We start from the raw sequence: 22,063 nt of genomic DNA, 5'->3' as shown, positions 1-22,063 counted from the left end.
CGCGACGATAGCGGTCGGCGGCGCGCTCGGAAACCACCGTTCAGCCGCGCGAGATCTCCTCGACACGCCGCTTCTCCTCCGCACTGAGCGGCGGCGGCGCCACGACCGGCGCCGCCGCCCGCCGCCGCACGAAGCCGAACGCGAGCCCCGCCCCGAGCAGGAACAGCACCGGGCCCGCCAGCCACAGGGCCGGATTGCGCCAGAACGGCGGGCGGAACAGCACGAACTCGCCATAGCGGTCGACCACATAGTCGAGCACCTGCCCGTCGGTGTCCCCGGCCACCAGCCGCTCGCGCACCATGAGCCGCAGGTCGCGGGCGATGTCGGCGTTCAACTCGTCGATCAACTCAGACTGGCAGACGACGCACCGGGAGCTCGCGCGTGATCGCCCGCGCGCGCGCCTCCATGGCCGGATCCGGCAGCACCTCGTCCGGCTGGATCGCCTGCGCCGCCAGCGGCAGCAGCAGAAGCAGCGCGAGCAGCGCGGACCGGATGCCGGCCCACCGCCACACCCCGCCTTCCTCCTGCCGGAAAATACCCCCGCCGGAGGCTCCCGCCCGCTCGACCCATCCTGCGCCCCGGTATTTCACGCGCGCGATCATTCCGCCGGCACCGCCGCGCCGCGCACCTTTCGCGCCGGGGCGCCCACCCGATACCGCCGGTCCGTCAGGCTCACCGTCCCGCCCAGCGCCATCAGCAGCGCGCCGCCCCAGATCCAGTTCGCGAACGGCTTCACGTAGGTCCGCAGCGCCCAGGCGCCATTCGCCTGCCGGTCGCCCAGCGCCACATAGAGATCCCGCGTCACCCCCCGGTCGATCGCAGCCTCCGTCGTCGCCATCCGCTGCACGTCGTAGGTGCGCTTCTCCGGGTACAGCGTCGCCACCGCCACGCCGCCCCGCAGCAGCTCGACCGTGCCCCGCTCCACGTCGTAGTTCGGCCCCCGCCCGGGCGCCTCGCCGACGAAGCGCAGCGTGTGCCCCGCGACCTCGAAGCTGTCCCCCGGCTGCACCGCGCGGATGTCCTCGACCGCCCACGCGCTGATCGCCGCGATCCCGAAGATCGTCACCCCGAACCCAGCGTGGCTCACCGCCTTGCCCCAGTCGGCACGCGGCAGGTTGCGAAGCCGCCGCCAGCTCTCGCCCATGCCCACCCGTCCGACCCGCGCGCGCGACAGCATCTCCGCCAGCGCGCCTGCCACGACCCAGACCCCGAGCGCGATCCCGATCGGTGCCAGCATCGAGCCGCCGGTCTCCAGCGCCCACGCGAGCGCCCCGAGCGCCACGGCGAGCACCAGCGCCCCGCGCAGGTCGGCCACCGCCCGCATCAGGCTGCCGCGCTTCCACGGCAGCACCGAGAACACCGGCAGGATCACCGCGATCGCGATCATGAACGGCGAGAACGCGAGGTTGAAGAACGGCGGCCCGACCGACACCTTGCGCCCGAACGCCACCTCGGCGACCAGCGGCCAGATCGTGCCCACGAACACCACGAAGGTCGCCGTGACCAGCAGCAGGTTGTTGACGACGAGGCCGCTCTCCCGGCTCACCATGCCGAACACCGCCTCCGAGCGCAGCATGGGCGCCCGCCAGGCGTAGAGCATCAGCGACCCGCCGATGAACGCGCCGAGGATCATCAGCAGGTACATGCCCCGCTGCGGATCGTTGGCAAAGGAATGCACGCTCGTCAGGATGCCCGAGCGCACGATGAACGCCCCCACCAGCGAGAACGCAAAGGCGAGGATCGCGAGCAGGATCGTCCAGCTCTTCAGCGTGTCCCGCTTTTCCACCACGATCGCCGAATGCAGCAGCGCGCAGGAGATGAGCCACGGCATGAAGCTCACGTTCTCCACCGGGTCCCAGAACCACCAGCCGCCCCAGCCGAGCTCGTAGTAGGACCAGATCGACCCCATCGCGATGCCGATCGTCAGGAACACCCACGCGAGCAGCGTCCACGGCCGCACCCAGCGCGCCCACGCCGCATCCACGCGCCCCTCGATCAGAGCGGCGATGGCGAAGGAATAGGCCATCGAGAGCCCGACATAGCCGAGGTAGAGGAACGGCGGATGGAACGCGAGCCCGGGATCCTGCAGGAGCGGGTTCAGCTCCTGCCCGTCCCACGGCGGATTGCCGAGCCGGAGGAACGGGTTCGAGGTCAGCAGGATGAACCCGAAGAACGCCACCGCCACCGTCGCCTGCACGGCCAGAACCCGAGCCTTGAGGCTCGGCGGCAGGTTGTCGCCCCACCGCGCCACCATCGCGCCGAAGAGCGTCAGGATCAGCATCCAGAGCAGCATCGAGCCCTCGTGGTTTCCCCACGTGCCGGCGATGCGGTAGATCAGCGGCTGACCGGAATTCGAGTTCTCCGCGACCAGCCGCACCGAGAAGTCCGAGGTGGCGAAGGCGCCCATCAGCACGAGGAACGCGACGAGCGTCAGCCCGAACTGCACGCCCGCCGCCGGCACCGCCACGCGCATCCAGTCTGACCAGCCACGCGCGGCGCCGACCATCGGCACCACCATCTGCACGACGGCCACGAGAAACGCGAGGATGAGGGCAAGATGCCCGAGTTCGACGGTCACTGTTCTTCCCCCGAGACGCGGCGCGGACTATGGTCCGAAAGCCGGCCGGGCGCAAACCGCAACGCCGCGCGTTCGCGCTGAACGGGCGCGGCGTCGATCGTCCCGGCCACCGATCGTCCCGGCAGGCGTTCAGCGCCCCTCCACCCGCCACGCGATGAATGCGAGGCCGGCGGCGAGGATCAGCGACAGCCAGCCCGGAGCGAGGTCGACGCGGCGGATGTCGCGCAGCTGATAGGCGTCGCGGTCGGCGAGGCCGATCCACGCCCGGCCCTCGGCCACCCGCCCCTCTCGCACCAGCCGCACGTCCGGCAGGCCGTCCTCGACCCGCCGCACGCTGCCGCCGCTCGCACCGGCCAGCGGCGCCAGCACGTCCGCGGTCGACACCGGGTCGGCGAATTCCTTCGGCGACGACGGCCCGACGACCGCAACCGCCGTCTGGTCGCCGTTCGCCAGCCGCCAGAGGCCGTTCTCGGCATCGTCGATCCGGCCCTCCCAGCGCCCGGGCGAGGTCTCGACCAGCGGCACCTGGCTCTCGACGCCCGACGGGCTCGTCGCCGTCACCGGCGGCACGCTGTCGGCCAGCGTGCGGCGCTCGATCGCCACCGCGCCGTCCTGCCCGGTGCCGCGCAGCACCTCTTCCTCGAGTTCCGGCTCCTTCATCAACCAGTGCGCCAGCCGCCGCAGCAGCTCGAGCTGCGGCCCGCCGCCCTCGTAGCCGCGGCTCCACAGCCATGCCTGATCCGAGTTCAGGACCGCGATCCGCCCCTCGCCTTCATGCGCCAGCACCAGCAGCGGCCGCCCCTCCGGCCCCTCCATCACCGTCTCGCCGGCCGTCGCGTTCACGTCGACCATGCGGAACCAGCGGCCCCAGCCCGGCGTGCCGTCCTCGGCCGGCGGCCGCGGCGCGTGGTCCTCGAGCCCCGCCGTGACCGGATGCCGGTGCCCGACCTCCGACACCCTGGGCACGAAACCCTCCTCCATCACCCGGGCGGTCGGCTCGACGGGCAGGATCTCGCGGAGCGGCGAGCGGTAGAGCGACTCCGCCCCGGCAAAGTCCGCGCCGCTCGCGATCAGCAGCGCGCCGCCGTCGCGGACGTAGCGGGCGATGTTCTCGAAATAGGCGTTCGGCAGGATGCCGCGGCGCTTGTAGCGGTCGAAGATGATGAGGTCGAACTGGTCGACCTTCTCCATGAACAGCTCCTGCGTCGGGAACGCGATCAGCGACAGCTCGAACACCGGCACGAAGTCCTGCTTCTCCGGCGGCCGCAGGATGGTGAAATGCACGAGATCGACCGACGAGTCCGACTTCAGCAGGTTCCGCCACGTCCGCTCGCCCGGATACGGCTCGCCCGAGACGAGCAGCACCCGGAGCCGGTCTCGCACGCCGTTGATCGACACGATCGCCGCGTTGTTGCGCCCGGTCAGCTCGCCCGCCACCTCCGGCGTCGAGATCTGCAGCACGTTCACCCCGCCGCGGTTCAGCGTCACCGGCAGCGTGACGCTGCGGTTGACCGGCACGTCGAAGCGCATCGGCTCGGTGCCGTCGAGCGAGATCGACAGCGTGGCGATCCCCGCAGGCTGCGCCGGTGCGCCGAGATCCTCGACCTTGAGCACCAGGCTCACCGCCTCGCCGACGATGGCGAAGGCCGGCGCCGTCTCGACCACCACCCGGCGGTCCCAGTCGGTGGCATGTCCGGTCAGCAGCACCTGCACCGGCCCCGGAAAACCGGGCAGCGCGTCGGCGTCGTGAACCTGTCCGTCCGTGACCAGCACCGCGCCGGCGATCCTGTCCGCCGGCAGTTCCGCCGCCGCCTCGGCAAGGGCGGAGAGCAGCTTCGTGCCATCCTCGCCGCGATCGGCGACGTGGATCGTGCGCACCTCGAGCCTGCCGCCCTGCGCCAGCCGGTCGAGACGCTCCGCGAGGCCCGCCACCGCCTCGCCGGTCTGGCCGTCGCGCCCGTCGATCCGGTTCGAGGCGCTGTCGTCGACCACAACGAGGGCAATGTTGGAGACCGGCGCGCGATCCTCCCGCCGCAGCGACGGCCCGGCGAGCGCCGCGAGCAGCACGAGCGCCGCAAGTCCCCGCAGCCACCAGCCGGTCAGCCCGCGCCAGAGCGCAACCGCCGTCGCGACCGCCGCGATCAGCGCGAGCCCGGCGATCACCGGCAGCGGCAGCAGCGGCGAGAAGTCGATCGCGTCCATCTACTGCCCCAGCCGATCCAGCAGGGCGGGCACATGCACCTGGTCGGATTTGTAGTTGCCAGTCATCACATACATGATGAGGTTCACCCCGAAGCGGAGCGCCATCTCGCGCTGGTTCTCGCCCGCGAGACCGCGGCCGACCGGGAACATCGGCGCGCCGCCGTCATTGATCGCCCAGGCCGCGGCCCAGTCGTTGCCGCCGATCACCACCGGCGTCACCCCGTCGTTGAGGTTGCGGAACGGCATCCCGTCGACCGGCTGGGCGGCGGGCGAAGCCTCGACCCACACCGTCGAATTCGCCCAGCGCCCCGGAAAGTCGTGGAGCAGGTAGAACGTCCGCGTCAGCACGTGGTCCGACGGAACCGGCTCGAGCGGCGGGATGTCGAGCCGCGCGGCGATCCGCTGCAGCGCCCGCCGGCTCGGCGTCACCGCGCCCGCGCCGCCGAGATCGGCGTCCTGCGTGTCGAACAGGATCATGCCGCCGGAGCGAAAGAACTCGTTGACCCTCGCCACGGCCGCGTCCGACGGCGGCGGCTGGCTCTCGGTGATCGGCCAGTACAGGAACGGGTAAAGCGAGATGTCGTGCGCTTCGATATCGACCGCGACCGGGTCGGCCGGCTCGATCGCGGTCCGGTCGTAGAGCACCTTGCTGAGGCCCTTCAGCCCGGCGGCGCTCACCGCATCGACCCGCGGGTCGCCGGTCGCGACATAGGCGAGCACGGTCTGGGTGGCGGCGTGGATCGCCTCGGCATCGCTCGGGCCCGCCTGCGCCTCGGCGCGTCCGGGTGCGAGCGCCGCGGCGAGCCCGACGGCGAGCACGAGCGCGCCAGCGCCCGCCGCCGCGCGCGCGTACTGAAAGCGCCGCCCGAGCCGGCCGGAGACGACCAGCGTGGCGATCACGTCGGCGGCGAGGAAGAGCAGCGCCAGCGCGATGAGCCACGGCCCGAGGCGGATCTCCTCCGGCCGGTCCATCGTCTCGGTGACGACCCCCTGCGGCAACGCCGCCAGTGGCGCGAGCGCGCTGTCGGCGCGCATGACGTTGAGCGCCACGCGCCGGTCGCCGCTCGCATAAATCCCCGGCGGCGTCTCCGGCGAGGGGTGCGCCTCGGCCAGACGCTCGCCCGGGACGCCGGCGACCAGCCCCGGCGAGCCGAGTTCGCCAAAGCCGTCGAGCACCTGCTGCGGCGTCCACATCACGCCCGCGAGGGTTTCGGGCGCCGTGGCGAGGCCGCCCGCGCTCTGCGTCAGCCGCTCCAGCATCTGCACGAACAGGCCCGACAGCGGCAGGCTCGACCAGTCCGGGCTGGCCGTGACATGGAACAGCACCACGCGCCCGTCGCCGACCGGCTTGCCGGTGACGAGCGGCGTCCCGTCCTCGAGGCTCGCCATCACCCGGCTGGGCAGGTCCGGGTCGGGCTGGGCCATCACCTGGCTCGAGATGTCGACGTCGCCGGGGAGGGCGAGCCCGGCGAAGGGGCTGGTGTCCGGGAACGGCTTCAGCTTGCGCGGCGCGCCCCACGACATCGCCCCGCCGATCGAGCGGCCCCCGGCGCGGAGCCGGACGGGGAGCAGCGGATCCTCGTCGAGCTGGCCGACGCCGGACTGCGCCAGCCGCGGTCCGGCAAAGCGCACGAGCAGGCCGCCCTTCTCGACCCAGGGCAGAAGCTCGGCGCGCTCGGCCTCGCCGAGGCTGCCCACGTCGGCGAGGATGAGCACGTCCGGGGCGGCGTTCAGCATCTCGCCGAGCGGCGCCTCGATCACCTCGGCGAACGGTTCCAGCGCCGCGCGCAGATAGTGCAGCGGATCGACCAGCTCCTGCGCCTCGCTTCCCGCGCGGCCGGAAACGAGGCCCACCTTGCGCCGGCGAACGCTGTCGTCGGCCAGCACCACGCCCGCCGCGGACCGGCCGTCGCCGAGCTGGACGCGCCCAATCCGGTTGCGAAGCTCCACAGGCATGTCGATCTTCAGATCCACCCGATCCGCCCCGGCCGCGAAGCTGCCGTCGGCGCCGCCGAGCGCCCGCTCGACGCCGTTCGGATCCGGGCCGAGGGCGACGACGCCGACCGGCCGCGCCGCGCCGCTCTGCGCCCGCAGCGCGGTGACGATCATCTCGCCGCCCTCGAGCCGCGGCGGGGTCAGTGCCACGGCAAGCTGCGGCGGCCGGACCAGCGTCACCGGCCCGTGCGCCAGCAGGGCCTGCGCCAGCGGCCCCTCGCCGCCGTCCGCGATCCCGTCGGTCAGCCACAGCGTCTCGAAACGCCCGACCCGCCCGCCGATCCAGGCCGCGAGCGCCGCCCGATCCGGCGCCCAGCCCTTCGGCGCCAGCCCGGGCAGCCGCTCGGCCCACTCGGACGCCGCCCGCCACTCGATATCCTCGGCCGGCTGCGGCGGCGCCGCCGCCTCGAGCACCGCCACCCGCCGTCCGTCACGCGCCGCCTCGTCGAGCGCGGCGGCCACGCGATCCACCCGCCGGTTCCACTCCGGCGCATCGCCCCAGCCGCCATCCATCAGCACCAGCAGCGGATCCGACGACCCGACCGGCCGCGGATTGAGCACCGGCCCGGCAAAGGCGAGAATCGCCGCGGCGAGCGCCAGCATCCGGAGCAGCAGCAGCCACCACGGCGTGCGCTCCGGCATCTTCTCGAGGTCCTTCAGCCCGAGGAGCAGCCGCACCCCCGGAAACGCCCGCCGCCCCGGCGCCGGCGGCACCGCGCGCAGCAGCCACCACAGCACCGGCAGCACCGCAAGGCCGGCCAGCAGCCATGGCGAGAGGAAGGCGACAGATCCGATCACGCCCGCGCGCCCACCGCCATGTAGAGCCAGAGCAGCGCCTGCCGCGGGCTGGCACTGGTGCGGTGGAACAGCGCCCGCCAGCCGAGGTGCCGCGCAATGTCACCGAGCGCGCCGCGCCGTGCCGCCAGCCGCTCGCGGTAGGCGGCACGCAACGCCCGGGCGCGCTGGGTCTCGAACTCCGACCCGCCGCCCATGCTCTCGAAGATCATCCGTCCGTCAAAGGGAAACTCTTCCTCGCTCTCGTCGAGCACCTGCACGAAGCAGCCGCGCACGCCCTGGTCTGCAGCATGGGCGAGCGCGGGCCGCATCGCCTCGATGTCGCCGAGGAAATCCGAGAAGAACACCGCCCGGGCGCCGTGTACCATCCGGTCGGCCGGCGGCACGCCATAGTCCGGCCGATCCTCCCGCGCCGCACCGCCGAGCGCCAGCGCCATGCGGTTCAGCTGCGTCCGTCCGGCGCGCGGCTGCGTGGCGTCCGTCCCGAGCAGCGACACGCGCTCGCCCGCCTTCACGAGCAGCAGCGCCAGTGCCAGCGACAGGAGCGCCCCCCGCTCGAACTTCGAGCGCGCCTTCACGTCGTCGGAGTCGCGATAATCCATCGAGAGCGCGTCATCGACCCAGAGATGGACCGTCTGCGCCGCCTCCCACTCCATTTCCCGGATGAACTGCTGGTCCGACTTGCCCGACCGCCGCCAGTCCACCGACGAGCGCGGATCGCCGGGCACCGCCTGCCGGTACTGCCAGAAGTTCTCGCCGTGCCCCGCCCGGCGCCGGCCGTGGAAGCCCATGGCCACCGACGCCGCCAGATGCTCCGCCTCGGCGAGCAGCGGCGGCAGCGCACCGCCGACCTTCTCCGCGTCCCGGCGCAGCCCGACGGGCCCCTGCGGCTTGTCCCGGCCGCGGGGGCGGGCGGCGATCACGCGGCGGCCTCCACGCCCATCACGTCGTGGACCAGCCGCCCGATCAGCGCATCGAGCGTCTGCCCCTCGGCCCGGGCTGCGAAGCCGAGCGCCATGCGGTGGATCAGCACCGGCCGCGCCAGCGCCGCCACGTCGTCGAGGTTCGGCACCAGCCGGCCCTGGATCAGCGCGCGGCCGCGGATCGCCAGCATCAGGGCCTGTGCCGCGCGCGGCCCCGGCCCCCAGCTGACGGCATCGCGCACGGCCGGATGCGCGTCGGCCGTGTCCGGCCGTGCCGCGCGCACCAGATCGAGGATGCGCTCCACCACCGCCTCGCCCACGGGCAGCCGCCGGATCAGGTGCTGCGCAGCCATCAGGCTGGCGGAATTGAACACCGGCTCGGCCACCGCCTCGTCGACGCCGGTGGTGGCGAGGATGATCCGCCGCTCCGACGCCCGGTCGGGATAGCCCACGTCGATCTGCAGCAGGAAGCGGTCGAGCTGCGCCTCGGGCAGCGGATAGGTGCCTTCCTGCTCGATCGGATTCTGGGTGGCGAGCACATGGAACGGCCGTGGCAGGAAACGCCGCTGACCCGCGACGGAGACTTCCTTTTCCTGCATCGCCTGCAACAGCGCCGACTGGGTGCGCGGGCTCGCCCGGTTGATCTCGTCGGCCATCAGCAGCTGGCAGAAGATCGGGCCGTCGATGAAGCGGAACGCCCGCGTCCCGTCGGCGCCGGTCTCGAGCACCTCGGCCCCGAGGATGTCGGCCGGCATCAGGTCGGGCGTGAACTGCACCCGATGCGCCACGAGGCCGAGCACCGTCCCGAGCGTTTCCACCAGCCGGGTCTTGGCGAGGCCCGGCGCGCCGACCAGCAGGCCGTGGCCGCCGGACAGGATGGCGATCAGCGTCTGCTCCACCACGTCGTCCTGGCCGATGATGCGCCGGGCGATCATCTCGCGCGCCGCGACGAGCCTCGCGCCGGTCGCCTCGATCTCCGGCATCAGGTCGTCGGTCTCGGTCATCGCGCGTCTGCCTCCGCGTTTGGTTCCGTCGCGAGTGTACCCCGCCACCGCCCGGCCACAATGGGCTTCCGCGTTCACAATCCGGGCATCCGCTCGGCGGTGCTCCGCAGGCCCGGTCGGTTGCCACCCGGGTCGATCCGGCCTATCGAGGACGGGACCAGCACGGAAATCCGACCATGGCCGGACCCGAGACGCCCCCTCCGACCGCTGACGGCCTCGCCGCCGCCGCGTCCGGCGCCGCCCGCCGAGGGCCGCCGCCGGTGCATCTCTGGAACCCGCCGTTCTGTGGCGATCTCGACATGCGCATCGCGCGCGACGGCACCTGGTTCTATCTCGGCACGCCGATCGGCCGGCCGGCGCTGGTCAAGCTGTTCTCCTCGATCCTGAAGCGGGAGGGCGAGCGTTACTTTCTGGTGACGCCGGTGGAGAAGGTCGGGATCACCGTCGACGACGCGCCCTTCGTCGCGGTGGATTTCACCGCCGAAGGCCACGGCCGCGGCCAGTGCCTCACGTTCGAGACGCAGGTCGGCGATCACGCGACCGCCGGCCCCGAGCATCCGATCCGCGTGGCGCTCGACCCCGCGACTGGCGAGCCCGCGCCCTACGTGCTGATCCGCCGCGACCTCGAGGCGCTCATCGACCGCAAGAGCTTCTATCGCCTCGTCGATCTCGGCCGTGATGAGGCCGTCGACGGCGTGGCGCAGTTCGGCGTCTGGTCCGGCGGGCGGTTCTTCCCCATCGCCCCGGCGGCCGACCTCGCGTGAGCGCCGCGCCAGCGCCCGGAACGGCGTCTGACGCATTAACCGCAAGTTGTCGGCAAAGTTGACGGATTTGCCGCCGGCGGGCAGCGTGGTCCCGCTCGCTCGGGTGGGGGTCCGACAATGCGTTTCCTGATGGTGGCCGCGGCGCTCGCGCTCGCGGGCTGTGCCGGTGCGCCGGCGGGGGTGAAGCCCGGCTTCGCCGGTGGCAGCCGGCACGATGGCATCGTGACGATGGCCTCGACCGGCACGCTCTACAATCCGGTCAGCCCGGACTGGCGACAGGCCGCCACCGAGGCCGGGCGGCGGTGTCGCGCCTGGGGGTATGACGGCGCGGACGAGTTCGCGGGCTGGCAGGAGGCCTGCCGGGCCTACGACCTGTACGGCCGATGCACGACCACGGTGGTGACGCGGTTCTATCCCTGCATGGGGTGAGTGCCCGGAGACGGGATCGGAGGACCGCGCCATGGCATCTGCTCGCCCCTCGTCGAAGGACCCCTATCGCCAGTTCTTTCTCACGCTCTGGATGTACTGGCACGAGACCGACGACGAGAAGAAACGCCTGCTCCTGCGCGGCGTCATTCTCCTGCGGCGCAAGCGGCTGGGAGGCGCGTTCGCGGACACGCTGCTCGAACGGCTCTACGTGCGCGAGGCGCACCGCCTCGGCGTCGAGCTTCAGCCGCCGACAAGGGATTCTACTGTAGCGGGATGCGCACCGCGGGATAGCGCGTGACCGGGTGGCCTGCGTTCATGCCGGCGCCACCGCCGCCCCACCAGCCGACACCGACGCCGACGCCGCTCATGTTGCCGGTGCCGACGGAAATTCCGACGGTCGGAAAACCGCCCGCGCCGCCGCTCCACACCGCCTCGGGCGCGACCAGCGCCGAGCCTTGGGCCGACCCCGCCTTGCACGTGACCGTGACGGTGGGCGCGGCCGAGCCGAAATCCGGCACCAGCAGACGCGCGGGCGGTACGAACGTCGCGGTGAAGTAGGGCGAGGCCGCGGTACAGGTGGCGCCCGCGATGTCCTGCTCCGGCGCGCTCGCCTGGACGGCGCGGACCACGAGTTCCGCCTCGCCCTGCGCCGGGGGCAATGTCGCGCCCTTCACAGGTCCGGGCCGGATCGCCGGCAGCGAGGCGTCGCCGCCGCCGGGCGCGCAGGCGGCAAGCGCCGTCACCAGTCCGAGAAGCAGCCGGCGCATGATCCCCTCCTTGCCGTCCGACAATGAGACGCGCGGCCGGGCGCCCGGGTTGCGGGCTCAGCCGTCCTTGCGGAAGAACTTCTTCTCGCGCGGCTTGCCGTCCCAGCCGGTCTTGCGCGGCCGGTCGTCGCGATCGGCCGGGCGGAACGGCTTGCCGCCGCCCTCGCGGTCGCCGCGGTAGGGCTTGCTGTCACCGCGCGGGGCGCGCGGCTCGTCCTCGCGGTGCTCCCACTTCTTCAGCAGGCGCACGTCGAAGCTGTCGCGGCCGATCCGGCCCTCGTGGCACCAGACGCAGGCCACCCGGCCCCCCTCGACGCCCTCGACGGACATCCGCATCGAGCCCGAGTTCAGGACAACCAGGTCGCCGATCTCGAAAGTCACATCCATGTCGCTTGAATCCCCAATGGCGGCCATGGGGGCCGCACTGAGCGGCCGGATGTATGCCGATCCGGCCCGCGCCGCAAGCCCGTGGTTCAGAGGGCCGTGCCGAGGGCGTCCGCGACGGTGAAGATGTCCTTGTCGCCACGGCCGCACATGTTCATCACGAGCAGGTGGTCCCGCGGCAGGCCGGGGGCGATCTTCGTCACGTGGGCGAGCGCGTGCGCGGGCTCCAGCGCCGGGATGATCCCCTCGGTGGTGCAGCAGAGCTGGAACGCCTGCAGCGCCTCCTGATCGGTGACGGACACGTACTCGACGCGCTCCATGTCGTGCAGCCAGGCGTGCTCGGGCCCGATGCCGGGGTAGTCGAGGCCGGCGGAGATCGAGTGGCCCTCGATGATCTGGCCATCGGCGTCCTGCAGCAGATACGTCCGGTTACCGTGGAGGACGCCGGGGCGGCCGCCGGTCAGCGACGCCGCGTGCTCCATGCGGTCGTCGACGCCGTGGCCGCCGGCCTCCACTCCGATGATGCGCACGTCCGGGTCGTCGAGGAACGGATGGAACAGGCCCATGGCGTTGGAGCCGCCGCCGATGCAGGCGACCAGCGAATCCGGCAGGCGGCCCTCGCGGGACTGGATCTGCTCGCGCACCTCCTTGCCGATGATCGACTGGAAGTCGCGGACCATCGCCGGATAGGGGTGCGGGCCGGCGACGGTGCCGATGCAGTAGAACGTATCCCGCACGTTCGTCACCCAGTCGCGCAGCGCCTCGTTCATCGCATCCTTCAGCGTGCCGCGGCCGGAGGTGACGGGAACGACCTCGGCGCCGAGCAGACGCATGCGGAAGACGTTGGGCTTCTGCCGCTCGACATCGGTCGCGCCCATGAAGACGACGCACTTCAGCCCGAAGCGGGCGCAGACCGTGGCGGTGGCGACACCGTGCTGGCCCGCGCCGGTCTCGGCGATGATGCGCTCCTTGCCCATGCGGCGGGCGAGCAGGATCTGGCCCAGCACGTTGTTGATCTTGTGGGCGCCGGTGTGGTTCAGCTCGTCGCGCTTGAAGTAGATCTTCGCACCACCGAGCCGCTCGGTCAGCCGCTCGGCGAAATAGAGCGGCGACGGGCGGCCGACGTAATGGGTCCAGAGGTCGTCCATCTCGGCCCAGAAGGCGGCGTCGATCTTGGCCTTCTCGTACTCGGCTTCGAGGTCGAGGATGAGCGGCATCAGGGTCTCGGAGACGAAGCGGCCGCCGTAGATGCCGAAACGGCCGCGTTCGTCGGGGCCGGTGCGGAAGGAATTCGGCTTGTCTGCGGTCATGGCGGCGCCCCCTTCGGATGGTGCCGCCTGTCTAGCCGCGCGGCGGCGGCGCGTCGAGGGACGATCGCGGCGGGAAATCAAGCGACTTCGCGCGTGAATGGCCACTATGCCCCTGAAAAGGCGGAGATTAACGTGTAACACTCTTGCCTTGATGCCGGAGGCGCCGGGTGCAGAGCACCCATCCGGCGCTTCCGGCGGAGCGGTGGCCCCGCCCGTCAGGCGGGCAGCGGATCGGCGCGGGCCGCGCGGATGAACGCGGCGACGCGCGCGGGGTCCTTTTCGCCCGGCCGTGCCTCGACGCCGGACGAGACGTCCACCTGGTTCGCCCCGGTCAGACGGATCGCCTCCGACACGTTGTCGGGCGTGAGCCCCCCGGCCAGCATCCACGGCACCTGCCAGGCCCGGCCGGCGAGAAGGCGCCAGTCGAAGGCGAGCCCGTTGCCGCCCGGCAGCGCGCCGTCGTGCGGCGGGCGGGCGTCGATGAGCAACTGGTCGGCCACCGCGGCATAGGCGTCGATCGCCGCCAGATGCTCGCGCGCGGCGATGCCGAGCGCCTTCATCACCGGCAGGCCGAAGCGGGACCGCACCTCGGCGACGCGCTCCGGCGTCTCGTGGCCGTGCAGCTGCAGCAGGTCGATGCGGCCGAGGCCGACGATGTCCGCCAGCGTCGCGTCGTCGGCGTCGACCGTGAGCGCGACCCGGGCAATGCCCTCGGGCACGTTCTCGAGCGTCCAGCGGGCATCGGCCAGCGTCATGTGCCGTGGCGACGGCGGAAAGAACACGACCCCGACATACGACGCCCCGGCCTCGGCCGCCGCGCGCACCTCGGCGCGGGAGCGGAGCCCGCAGATCTTGACCCGCATGTCGCCGGTCAATTGCCGAGCAGCGTCAGCACGTCGTCCTCGTGCTTGCCAGTGGTCTTGCGCAGGCGGTCCATCTCGGTCGACAGGCGATCGGCCTCGCGAGACTTCTGCCGGGCACGGCGGCGATGCTTGTGCTCCCGCAGCCACTCGAAGATGTAGCCGATCAGCATGCCGACCACGACCCCGGCGAGGCCGACGACGAAGAGCGGCACCTGCACGGACAGCGGCATCACCCGCGCCATGCCGGCGGGCAGCAGGTTCAGCGTCACCAGTTCGCGATTCGCCAGCGCGACGACGACGATCACCACGAGCAAGATCGCGAGGATCAGGAGCTTGAGCGTCCGCAAGAGGTCAGTCCTTGTCCCGATTGTCGATGCCGTTCAGCCGGTCGCGCAGCAGCTTGCCGGTCTTGAAGAACGGCACGAACTTCTGCTCGACCGTGACCGAGTCGCCCGTGCGGGGATTTCGGCCCTGGCGGGCGTCGCGCTTCTTCACCGAGAAGGCGCCAAAGCCGCGCAGCTCGACGCGATGCCCCTGGGCCATCGCCTCGATGATCTCCTCGAACACGGTGCCGACAATGCGCTCCACGTCCCGCTGGAACAGGTGGGGGTTCGCCTCGGCGATCTTCTGGATCAGCTCGGATTTTATCATCGGCGGCACCCGCTTGCCATGCACTCCACCCCTGCGCAGACAGCGCCGTTATGCGGCGCCCGGCCATACTGGCAGGATTCAGGGGCCGAGGGAATAGAGCTTCGGGCCGGTCAGCCGCGATATTTCTCCAAGAATCCCGCCGGTTGTACCCATGCTGCCGAGAAGGCGGCCCGCGAGGCCCCGCTCCTCCCGCTCCACCTGCCATTCGCGGACAGGCAGGCCCGAGAGTGCACGATCGCGCGAATCGAGCCAGGCGATCGCCTGCGGCTCGCCGCCGATCTCGTCGACGAGGCCGGCGTCGAGCGCGAGGCGTCCGGAGAAGACGCCGCCGTTCGCCACCGCGTCGAGCGCCGCGCCATCGAGGTGCCGGCGCTCACCAACGAGGTCGCGGAACCAGGCAAAGCCGTCGGCGACCAGCGCCTCGTCGCGGGCGCGCGCCTCGGGATTGGTCGGGCGGAACGGCGACGGCTCGGCCTTCAGCTCGGACGAGCGCACGGTCTCGAGGCCGATGCCGAGCCTGGACATGATCTGCGTGAGATCGGGGTATTCCATGATGACGCCGATCGAGCCGGTCAGCGTGTTGCCGCGCGCAACGACGTGGTCGGCGGCAATGGCGGCGACATAGCCGCCGGAGGCGGCGATTTCGCCAAGCTCGGCCACCACCGGCTTTTTCACGGCGATCATGCGCAGCGAGTCGTAGAGCGCCTCTGACCCGGCCGTGGTGCCGCCGGGCGAGTTGATGCGCAGGACGACGGCCTTCACGGCATCGTCGTCGGCGATCGTCTCGAGCATCCGGTCGCGGTCGGGGTCGTCGGCGATGACGCCGCTCACCTCGACCCGGGCGATGTGGGCGCGGCGGGTCTCGATCTCGCCGCTGCCGAAGACAGCCGCGGCAATGCCAGCCACGGCAAGGGCGACGAAGAAACCCCGCCAGAACGCGGAGCGGCGCCACTTGCGGCGCCGCTCCTCGTAGAAGTCCCGAGTGATCGGGTCCATGCCGTCAGGATCAGACGTTGTCGCGGCGCTTCAGCGCGGCGCCGAGGATGTCGCCGAGCGAAGCCCCCGAGTCGGACGAACCGTACTGCTCCACCGCTTCCTTCTCCTCGGCGATCTCGCGCGCCTTGATGGAGAGGCCGAGGCGGCGGGTCTTCGCGTCGATGTTGGTGACGCGCGCGTCAACCTTGTCGCCCTTGGTGAAGCGCTCCGGGCGCTGCTCCACGCGGTCGCGCGAGAGGTCGGAGCGGCGGATGAACGACTTCATGCCGTCGTGCTCGACCTCGATGCCGCCGTCCTCGATCGCGGTGACGGTGACGGTGACGATGTCGCCCCGCTTCACGCCCGCAACGGCTTCCGCGAACTTGTCGCCGCCGACCTGCTTGATCGAGAGCGAGATACGCTCCTTCTCGACGTCGACGTCGGTGACGACGGCCGTGACCATGTCGCCCTTGCGATAGTCCTGGATCGCCTCTTCGCCGGAGCGGTCCCAGTCGAGATCCGACAGGTGGACCATGCCGTCGATGTCGCCGTCGAGGCCGACGAACAGACCGAACTCGGTGATGTTCTTCACCTCACCCTCGACGACGGTGCCGTTCGGGTGGCTGGCGGCGAAGTTGTCCCACGGGTTGCCCTGGGTCTGCTTCAGGCCGAGCGAGACGCGACGCTTCTGGCTGTCGATCTCGAGCACCACGACCTCGACCTCCTGGGAGGTGGAGACGATCTTGCCCGGATGGACGTTCTTCTTGGTCCAGGACATCTCGGAGACGTGCACGAGGCCCTCGATCCCCGGCTCCAGCTCCACGAAGGCGCCGTAGTCGGTGATGTTGGTGACGCGGCCGGTGTGGCGCGAGTCGATCGGGAACTTGTTCTCGACGGTGTCCCACGGATCAGCCTGCAGCTGCTTCATGCCGAGGCTGATGCGCTGGGTCTCCTTGTTGATCTTGATGACCTGGACCTTCACGGTCTCGCCGATCGACAGGATCTCGGAGGGGTGGTTGACGCGGCGCCAGGCCATGTCGGTGACGTGCAGCAGGCCATCGACGCCGCCGAGGTCGACGAAGGCGCCGTACTCGGTGATGTTCTTGACCACGCCGTCGATCGTGTCGCCTTCGGTGAGGCGGGCGACGATCTCGGCACGCTGCTCGGCGCGCGACTCCTCGAGGACGGCGCGGCGGCTGACGACGATGTTGCCGCGGCGGCGGTCCATCTTGAGGATCTGGAACGGCTGCGGCATGTGCATGAGCGGGCCGGCGTCACGCACCGGGCGCACGTCGACCTGGCTGCCGGGCAGGAACGCCACGGCGCCGCCGAGATCGACGGTGAAGCCGCCCTTGACGCGGCCGAAGATCGCACCCTCGACGCGCTCTTCCTTGGCGTAGGCTTTTTCCAGACGGTCCCACGCCTCTTCCCGGCGAGCCTTCTCGCGGGAGAGGACGGCCTCGCCGCGGGCGTTCTCGACGCGGTCGAGGTAGACCTCGACGGTGTCGCCCACCTCGATCTCGGGGGCCTTGCCCGGCTGGGCGAATTCCTTGAGGTCGACCCGGCCTTCCATCTTGTAGCCGATGTCGATGATGGCCTGACCGGCCTCGATCGCCAGGACCATGCCCTTGACGACCGTCCCCTCGTCGGGGGTCACAAGCTCGAAGCTCTCCTTGAGAAGGGCCTCGAAATCATCCTTCAGTGCCGCAGCTGGCATCCAGTTCTCCAGTTCATTGCAGTTTTCTGGCCAAGCGGTTGGATTCCGCCGGTCTTTGACCCGTCGTCCGGTCCGTGCCTGATGTGGGGATGGCCGGCGCAGGGCTCACGCGGCCCCGTCCGGCAGACGATCCTTGACGTAGGCGACGGCCCTTGCGACGGCCGCGTCTATAGACAGTTCCGTCGTGTCGAGCAAGAGCGCATCGGCCGCCGCCACCATCGGCGCCGCATCGCGGCTGGCGTCGCGGGCATCGCGGGCGCGCAGGTCGGCGAGCACCGAGGCAGGATCGGCGCCGAGTTCGGCCGCCCGCCGGCCGGCGCGGGCGTCGTCGGAGGCGGTGACGAAGAGCTTCGCCTCGGCCTGCGGACAGATGACCGTGCCGATGTCGCGGCCGTCGAGCACGGCGCCGCCCTCGCGGCGGGCGAAGCGCTTCTGGAAGTCGAGCAGCGCGGCGCGCACCTCGGGCAGGACGGCGACCTTGGAGGCGGCCTGGCCGGCACGGGCGGTGCGCAGGTCGGAGCGGGCGAGGTCCTCCGGCGTCAGGCGCCGGGCAAGTTCCGCCGACCAGTGCGGGTCGATGACGCCGCGGCCGTCGTGCAGCGCCTGAACGCCGACGGCGCGGTAGAGCAGGCCGGTGTCGAGGTGGCCGAAGCCGAAGCTGTCGGCGACGGCGCGGGCGATGGTGCCCTTGCCGGCGGCGGCCGGGCCGTCGATCGCGACGGTGAAGATCACGCGCAGAGCTCCTCGTCGTCGCCCGGCCGCTGGGGCAGGCCGTCGGTGATGGCGTAGTAGTCGGGGATGTCGGCCACAAAGACGTGGCCGCGGGTCACAAGGCCCGTCGGCTGGTCGAGGCTGCCCGCGTGGATCCACAGCCGATGCCGGCCGAGCGCGTCCCAGAACAGCGGCGCGCCGCAGGTCGGGCAGAAGCCACGGCGGGTGCCGGGGGTGGAGGCGTACCAGCGCACGTCGCCGGTGATCTCGACGTCCTCGCGGGCGGCGGCGGTCAGCGCGGCATGGTGGCCGGTGGCGTGGCGGCAGTCCGAGCAGTGGCAGTCGATGACGTCGCGCAGCGGGCCGTGGACGTGGTAGCGCACGGCCCCGCAGGCGCAGCCGCCGGTCTGCCGCGGCCTCATGCGGCGGTCTCCGGCGCTGCCTCGCGGATGTCGGCGCCGAGCGCGCGCATCAGCGGCAGGAACGACGGGAAGCTGGTGGCGATCGGGCCGCCGTCGTCGACGGTGATCGGGGCCTTCGCCGCGAGCCCGAGGCAGAGGAAGGCCATGGCGATGCGGTGGTCGAGGTGCGAGCGGACGGTGGCGCCGCCCGCGACGCTGCCCGGGCCGCGGCCGTGGACGATGAGGAAGTCCTCGCCCTCCTCCAGCGTCACGCCGCACGCCTCAAGGCCGCGGGCCATCGCGTCGATGCGGTCGCTCTCCTTCACCCGCAGCTCCCTGATGCCGCGCATGGTGGTGGTGCCCTCGGCCGTCGCGGCGAGCGCGGCGAGCACCGGGTACTCGTCGATCATCGAGGGCGCCCGCTCCGGAGGCACCTCGATGCCGGTGAGCGGCCCGAAGCGCACGCGCAGGTCGGCGACCGGCTCGCCCCCCTCCTCGCGGCGGTTCTCGAAGGTGATGTCGGCGCCCATCTCGACCAGCGTATCGTAGAGCCCGGCGCGCGTGGGGTTGAGGCCAATGCCGGGGACGAGCACGTCCGATCCCTCGGCGAGCAGAGCGGCCACCACCGGGAAGGCGGCGGACGACGGGTCGCGCGGCACGGCGATGGTCTGCGGCCGCAGCTCGGGCTGGCCCCGCAGGGTGATGACGTGGCCCTCGGCCGTGACCTCGGTCGACACCTCGGCGCCGAAGCCGCGCAGCATCCGCTCGGTATGGTCGCGCGTCGCCTCGCGCTCGATCACCACCGTCTCGCCCGGCGCGTTGAGGCCCGCGAGCAGCACGGCGGACTTCACCTGCGCCGAGGGCATCGGCGTGGTGTACTGCACCGGCAGCGGGTTGGCCGCGCCGGTCAGCGTGATCGGCAGGCGGCCGCCGCGCCGGCCGCGCGCCTCGGCGCCGAACAGCGCCAGCGGGTCGATGATCCGGCCCATCGGCCGGCGGCGCAGGCTGGCGTCGCCGGTGAAGGTCGCGGTGATGTCGGTGGTCGCCATCGCACCCATGACGAGGCGCACGCCGGTGCCGGCGTTGCCATGGTCGATCACGTCCTCCGGCTCCTGGAAGCCGCCGACGCCGACGCCGCGCACGGTCCACGCGCCGGGACTGGTGCGCTCGACCGTGGCGCCGAAGGCGCGCATGGCCTTGCCGGTGTCGAGCACGTCCTCGCCCTCGAGCAGGCCGGTGATGCGGGTCTCGCCGAGGCTGAGCGCGCCGAGGATCAGCGAGCGGTGGGAAACGGACTTGTCGCCCGGGATCTCGGCCGCGCCGCGGAGCGGTGCGCCGGCGGTGGCGACCATCGGTTTCGCTGCGCCGTGCCCGGCCATCGTGACTCTCCCGGTGAGTTTCGTCGGGTCTTTAAGCGATCGGCGCCGATCGGTCCATGGCCGGCGACAGGCGCGCCCGCCCTCAGTCGACGCGCTCGAAGCTCATGTATTGCGGCACCCGCCCCGCTGCCAGCGCCTTGGCCTCGTAGCGGGTGCCCGGCCAGCCGTCCCACGGCGCCGCCTCGTCGCGGCCGACGCGGGCGAAGCCGGGCGCCTCGGCCGCCATGGCGCGGGCATGGTCGGCGTAGTCGGCGATGTCGGTCGCGACGCGCAGCTCGGCGCCCGGGGCCATCGCCCGGGCGAGAAGCGCGAGGTTCTCGAGGCTCATGAAGCGGCGGCGCACATGCCGCGCCTTGGGCCAGGGATCGGGGTAGAGCAGGAAGACCCGGGCGAGCCCGCCCTCGGGCAGCAGCTCGATCAGGTCGCGCGCATCGCCGGCGTGCAGGCGGATGTTCTCCACCCCTGCCCCGTCGATGTGGTTCAGCGCCATGGCGACGCCGTTGACGAAGGGCTCGCAGCCGATGAGGCCGACGCCCGGGTGCGCCTCGGCCTGCGCCACCATGTGCTCGCCGCCGCCGAATCCCACCTCGAGCCAGAGCGGGCGGCCGTCCGGGAACAGCGGCGCAAACGGCACACGGTCGGGGTTGTCGACGGGCGAGACGCCCCGCACGGCGAGGCGGGGCAGCAGCGTCTCGAGCAGGCGCGCCTGGTTCGGCTTCAGCCTCTTGCCGCGGCGGCGACCGTAGAGGTTGCGCCAGGGGCGGTCCCGCCCCTGGAGGTCAGCGTCTGTCATCGCGCCTCAGACGGCCTTTGCCAGCGCGTCCTTGAGGTCGGTCCGCTCCCACGAGAAGCCGCCCTCGCTGTCGACCGCGCGGCCGAAGTGGCCGTAGGCCGAGGTCCGCTGGTAGATCGGGCGGTTGAGGCCGAGCTGGGTGCGGATGCCGCGGGGAGTCAGGTCCATCACCCCGGCGACGGCCTTCTCGATCACCGCCTCGGGCACGGTGCCGGTGCCCATGGTGTCGACGTAGATCGACAGCGGCCGGGCGACGCCGATCGCATACGAGAGCTGCAGCACGCAACGCTTGGCGAGGCCGGCGGCGACCACGTTCTTCGCGAGGTAGCGCGCGGCATAGGCGGCGGAGCGGTCGACCTTGGTCGGATCCTTGCCGGAGAACGCGCCGCCGCCGTGCGGGGCCGCGCCGCCGTAGGTGTCGACGATGATCTTGCGCCCGGTCAGGCCGGCGTCGCCGTCGGGGCCGCCGATCACGAACTTGCCCGTGGGGTTGACGTGCCAGACGGTCTGATCGGTGATCCAGCCCTCGGGCAGCACGCCGCGGATGTAGGGCTCGACCATCTCGCGCACGTCAGCGGAGGTCATGTCCTCGTCGAGGTGCTGGGTCGAGAGCACGAGGCTCGCCACCTCGACGGGGACGCCGCCCTGGTAGCGCAGCGTCACCTGGCTCTTGGCGTCGGGGCCGAGGCGGGGCTCCTCGCCGCTCTTGCGCACTTCGGCGAGGCGGCGGAGGATGCCGTGGGCGTAGTGGATCGGCGCGGGCATCAGCTCGGCGGTCTCGTCGGTGGCGTAGCCGAACATGATGCCCTGGTCGCCCGCGCCCTCTTCCTTGCCGTCGCCCGCGTCGACGCCCTGGGCGATGTGCTCGGACTGGCCGTGGAGGTAGTTGTGCACGCGCAGGTTGGCCCAGTGAAAGCCCTTCTGCTCGTAGCCGATGTCCTTGACGCAGGCGCGGACGATGTCCTCGATGTGCGACAGGATGTCGCCGGGGCCGCGCACCTCGCCGCCGACGACGACGCGGTCGGTGGTGGCGAACGTCTCGCAGGCGACGCGGGCCTCGGGCTCAGCGGTCAGGAACGCGTCGAGAACGGCGTCGGAAATCCGGTCGCAAACCTTGTCCGGATGGCCTTCCGACACTGATTCCGACGTAAAGAGATAATCCTCGCGACTGCTCATCGTTCACCCAATTACCGTTCGGTCGGCCACTCCCTATTGGCGAGCGGGCCTTGGGTCAACCGCGGAAAGCGGCAACAAGCGCCCCCCGCGCGCGCCGAAGCGCGACCAGGAGCGGGTGACCGGAACAGGCGGCCACGAAGGACACGCGCGACGGGCCGGGCGGCCGGCGCAGCTGCCCGCAAGGCCTCGGACGCGTCCCGCAAGCAGCAGCACGGCAACGATGGGCCCGCCGAAGATCGACGCAGC

Annotated in this window: 21 protein-coding genes and 1 pseudogene; 3 read left to right on the top strand and 19 right to left on the bottom strand. The window is 71.7% G+C overall.

Features of this window, described 5'->3' with window-relative positions; translation table 11 throughout:
* Positions 1-40: 40 nt before the first annotated feature.
* The 6 genes and pseudogenes from QM699_RS05705 to QM699_RS05680 all read right to left on the bottom strand — a co-directional run bounded on the left by QM699_RS05705 (position 41) and on the right by QM699_RS05680 (position 9,497).
* Positions 41-494, bottom strand: a pseudogene (locus QM699_RS05705) (cytochrome c-type biogenesis protein).
* Positions 495-598: 104 nt separating this feature from the next.
* Positions 599-2,578 carry a heme lyase CcmF/NrfE family subunit gene (locus QM699_RS05700; protein WP_415010210.1) on the bottom strand — a complete coding sequence of 660 codons (1,980 nt, stop codon included), beginning with the start codon at positions 2,576-2,578 and terminating at the stop codon, positions 599-601.
* Between the two features lie 129 nt (positions 2,579-2,707).
* Positions 2,708-4,780 (bottom strand): hypothetical protein, encoded by a 2,073-nt coding sequence (locus QM699_RS05695; RefSeq protein WP_415010209.1) that lies wholly within the window; start codon positions 4,778-4,780, stop codon positions 2,708-2,710.
* A complete protein-coding gene (locus QM699_RS05690) occupies positions 4,781-7,573 on the bottom strand; it encodes a DUF4159 domain-containing protein (protein ID WP_415010208.1) in 2,793 nt (930 codons plus the stop codon). It abuts the gene before it with no gap.
* A complete protein-coding gene (locus tag QM699_RS05685; RefSeq protein ID WP_415010207.1) occupies positions 7,570-8,493 on the bottom strand; it encodes a DUF58 domain-containing protein in 924 nt (307 codons plus the stop codon). The genes QM699_RS05690 and QM699_RS05685 overlap by 4 nt, the downstream gene beginning before the upstream one ends.
* Entirely contained in the window at positions 8,490-9,497 is a 1,008-nt protein-coding gene (locus QM699_RS05680; protein ID WP_415010206.1) for an AAA family ATPase, read from the bottom strand. Before QM699_RS05680 ends, QM699_RS05685 begins: the two co-directional genes overlap by 4 nt.
* Positions 9,498-9,673: 176 nt before the next feature.
* Here QM699_RS05680 and QM699_RS05675 point away from each other — a divergent pair, with 176 nt between their 5' ends.
* The 3 genes from QM699_RS05675 to QM699_RS05665 all read left to right on the top strand — a co-directional run bounded on the left by QM699_RS05675 (position 9,674) and on the right by QM699_RS05665 (position 10,988).
* Positions 9,674-10,261 carry a DUF1285 domain-containing protein gene (locus QM699_RS05675; RefSeq protein ID WP_415010205.1) on the top strand — a complete coding sequence of 196 codons (588 nt, stop codon included), beginning with the start codon at positions 9,674-9,676 and terminating at the stop codon, positions 10,259-10,261.
* A 117-nt stretch (positions 10,262-10,378) separates the two neighbouring features.
* A complete protein-coding gene (gene yecR, locus QM699_RS05670) occupies positions 10,379-10,690 on the top strand; it encodes a YecR family lipoprotein (protein WP_415010204.1) in 312 nt (103 codons plus the stop codon).
* Between the two features lie 31 nt (positions 10,691-10,721).
* Positions 10,722-10,988, top strand: a complete 267-nt coding sequence (locus QM699_RS05665) for a hypothetical protein (RefSeq protein WP_415010203.1) — start codon at positions 10,722-10,724, stop codon at positions 10,986-10,988.
* On the opposite strand, the gene QM699_RS05660 is transcribed toward QM699_RS05665, so the two are convergent.
* The 13 genes from QM699_RS05660 to metK form a co-directional block, all read right to left on the bottom strand.
* Positions 10,951-11,457: a hypothetical protein gene (locus tag QM699_RS05660; protein WP_415010202.1), complete on the bottom strand. Its 507-nt coding sequence runs from the start codon at positions 11,455-11,457 to the stop codon at positions 10,951-10,953. The two genes, QM699_RS05665 and QM699_RS05660, sit on opposite strands and share 38 nt — an antisense overlap.
* A gap of 57 nt (positions 11,458-11,514) precedes the next feature.
* A complete protein-coding gene (locus QM699_RS05655; protein WP_415010201.1) occupies positions 11,515-11,844 on the bottom strand; it encodes a hypothetical protein in 330 nt (109 codons plus the stop codon).
* Positions 11,845-11,930: 86 nt separating this feature from the next.
* Positions 11,931-13,151, bottom strand: coding sequence for a tryptophan synthase subunit beta (gene trpB, locus QM699_RS05650; protein ID WP_415010200.1), 1,221 nt, complete (start codon positions 13,149-13,151; stop codon positions 11,931-11,933).
* A 215-nt stretch (positions 13,152-13,366) separates the two neighbouring features.
* On the bottom strand, positions 13,367-14,014 hold the full coding sequence (locus tag QM699_RS05645; RefSeq protein WP_415010199.1) for a phosphoribosylanthranilate isomerase: 648 nt from the start codon (positions 14,012-14,014) through the stop codon (positions 13,367-13,369).
* Between the two features lie 8 nt (positions 14,015-14,022).
* Complete coding sequence (locus QM699_RS05640; RefSeq protein WP_415010198.1) at positions 14,023-14,361, bottom strand: lipopolysaccharide assembly protein LapA domain-containing protein; 339 nt, start codon at positions 14,359-14,361, stop codon at positions 14,023-14,025.
* A gap of 4 nt (positions 14,362-14,365) precedes the next feature.
* Positions 14,366-14,665 (bottom strand): integration host factor subunit beta, encoded by a 300-nt coding sequence (gene ihfB / locus QM699_RS05635; protein ID WP_415010197.1) that lies wholly within the window; start codon positions 14,663-14,665, stop codon positions 14,366-14,368.
* A gap of 78 nt (positions 14,666-14,743) precedes the next feature.
* Complete coding sequence (gene sppA, locus QM699_RS05630) at positions 14,744-15,661, bottom strand: signal peptide peptidase SppA (RefSeq protein WP_415010196.1); 918 nt, start codon at positions 15,659-15,661, stop codon at positions 14,744-14,746.
* A gap of 10 nt (positions 15,662-15,671) precedes the next feature.
* The gene (gene rpsA / locus QM699_RS05625; protein WP_415010195.1) at positions 15,672-17,357 is read right to left on the bottom strand and encodes a 30S ribosomal protein S1; all 1,686 of its coding nucleotides are present in this window, start codon (positions 17,355-17,357) and stop codon (positions 15,672-15,674) included.
* A gap of 105 nt (positions 17,358-17,462) precedes the next feature.
* Positions 17,463-18,089, bottom strand: a complete 627-nt coding sequence (cmk, locus tag QM699_RS05620) for a (d)CMP kinase (protein ID WP_415010194.1) — start codon at positions 18,087-18,089, stop codon at positions 17,463-17,465.
* Complete coding sequence (locus tag QM699_RS05615) at positions 18,086-18,490, bottom strand: GFA family protein (protein ID WP_415010193.1); 405 nt, start codon at positions 18,488-18,490, stop codon at positions 18,086-18,088. The genes cmk and QM699_RS05615 overlap by 4 nt, the downstream gene beginning before the upstream one ends.
* On the bottom strand, positions 18,487-19,848 hold the full coding sequence (gene aroA, locus QM699_RS05610; protein ID WP_415010192.1) for a 3-phosphoshikimate 1-carboxyvinyltransferase: 1,362 nt from the start codon (positions 19,846-19,848) through the stop codon (positions 18,487-18,489). Before aroA ends, QM699_RS05615 begins: the two co-directional genes overlap by 4 nt.
* 82 nt (positions 19,849-19,930) lie before the next feature.
* On the bottom strand, positions 19,931-20,641 hold the full coding sequence (trmB, locus tag QM699_RS05605) for a tRNA (guanine(46)-N(7))-methyltransferase TrmB (protein ID WP_415010191.1): 711 nt from the start codon (positions 20,639-20,641) through the stop codon (positions 19,931-19,933).
* A 6-nt stretch (positions 20,642-20,647) separates the two neighbouring features.
* Entirely contained in the window at positions 20,648-21,817 is a 1,170-nt protein-coding gene (gene metK, locus QM699_RS05600; RefSeq protein WP_415010190.1) for a methionine adenosyltransferase, read from the bottom strand.
* Between the last annotated feature and the right edge of the window lie 246 nt (positions 21,818-22,063).

It is taken from the genome of Amaricoccus sp., assembly GCF_047602525.1.
Classification (GTDB): Bacteria; Pseudomonadota; Alphaproteobacteria; order Rhodobacterales; family Rhodobacteraceae; genus Amaricoccus.
The sequence above is the reverse complement of the archived record's forward strand: the minus strand, read 5'-3'. Positions and strand labels throughout refer to the sequence as shown.

Bases quoted from the DNA above. Each gene is read 5' to 3' on its own strand.
- aroA (WP_415010192.1), bottom strand. From the start codon at position 19,848: ATGGCCGGGCACGGCGCAGCGAAACCGATGGTCGCCACCGCCGGCGCA.
- QM699_RS05655 (WP_415010201.1), bottom strand. From the start codon at position 11,844: ATGGATGTGACTTTCGAGATCGGCGACCTGGTTGTCCTGAACTCGGGC.
- QM699_RS05695 (WP_415010209.1), bottom strand. From the start codon at position 4,780: ATGGACGCGATCGACTTCTCGCCGCTGCTGCCGCTGCCGGTGATCGCC.
- trpB (WP_415010200.1), bottom strand. From the start codon at position 13,151: ATGACCGCAGACAAGCCGAATTCCTTCCGCACCGGCCCCGACGAACGC.
- yecR (WP_415010204.1), top strand. From the start codon at position 10,379: ATGCGTTTCCTGATGGTGGCCGCGGCGCTCGCGCTCGCGGGCTGTGCC.
- metK (WP_415010190.1), bottom strand. From the start codon at position 21,817: ATGAGCAGTCGCGAGGATTATCTCTTTACGTCGGAATCAGTGTCGGAA.
- rpsA (WP_415010195.1), bottom strand. From the start codon at position 17,357: ATGCCAGCTGCGGCACTGAAGGATGATTTCGAGGCCCTTCTCAAGGAG.
- QM699_RS05680 (WP_415010206.1), bottom strand. From the start codon at position 9,497: ATGACCGAGACCGACGACCTGATGCCGGAGATCGAGGCGACCGGCGCG.
- trmB (WP_415010191.1), bottom strand. From the start codon at position 20,641: ATGACAGACGCTGACCTCCAGGGGCGGGACCGCCCCTGGCGCAACCTC.
- sppA (WP_415010196.1), bottom strand. From the start codon at position 15,661: ATGGACCCGATCACTCGGGACTTCTACGAGGAGCGGCGCCGCAAGTGG.
- QM699_RS05660 (WP_415010202.1), bottom strand. From the start codon at position 11,457: ATGCGCCGGCTGCTTCTCGGACTGGTGACGGCGCTTGCCGCCTGCGCG.
- ihfB (WP_415010197.1), bottom strand. From the start codon at position 14,665: ATGATAAAATCCGAGCTGATCCAGAAGATCGCCGAGGCGAACCCCCAC.
- QM699_RS05665 (WP_415010203.1), top strand. From the start codon at position 10,722: ATGGCATCTGCTCGCCCCTCGTCGAAGGACCCCTATCGCCAGTTCTTT.
- QM699_RS05675 (WP_415010205.1), top strand. From the start codon at position 9,674: ATGGCCGGACCCGAGACGCCCCCTCCGACCGCTGACGGCCTCGCCGCC.
- QM699_RS05645 (WP_415010199.1), bottom strand. From the start codon at position 14,014: ATGCGGGTCAAGATCTGCGGGCTCCGCTCCCGCGCCGAGGTGCGCGCG.
- QM699_RS05615 (WP_415010193.1), bottom strand. From the start codon at position 18,490: ATGAGGCCGCGGCAGACCGGCGGCTGCGCCTGCGGGGCCGTGCGCTAC.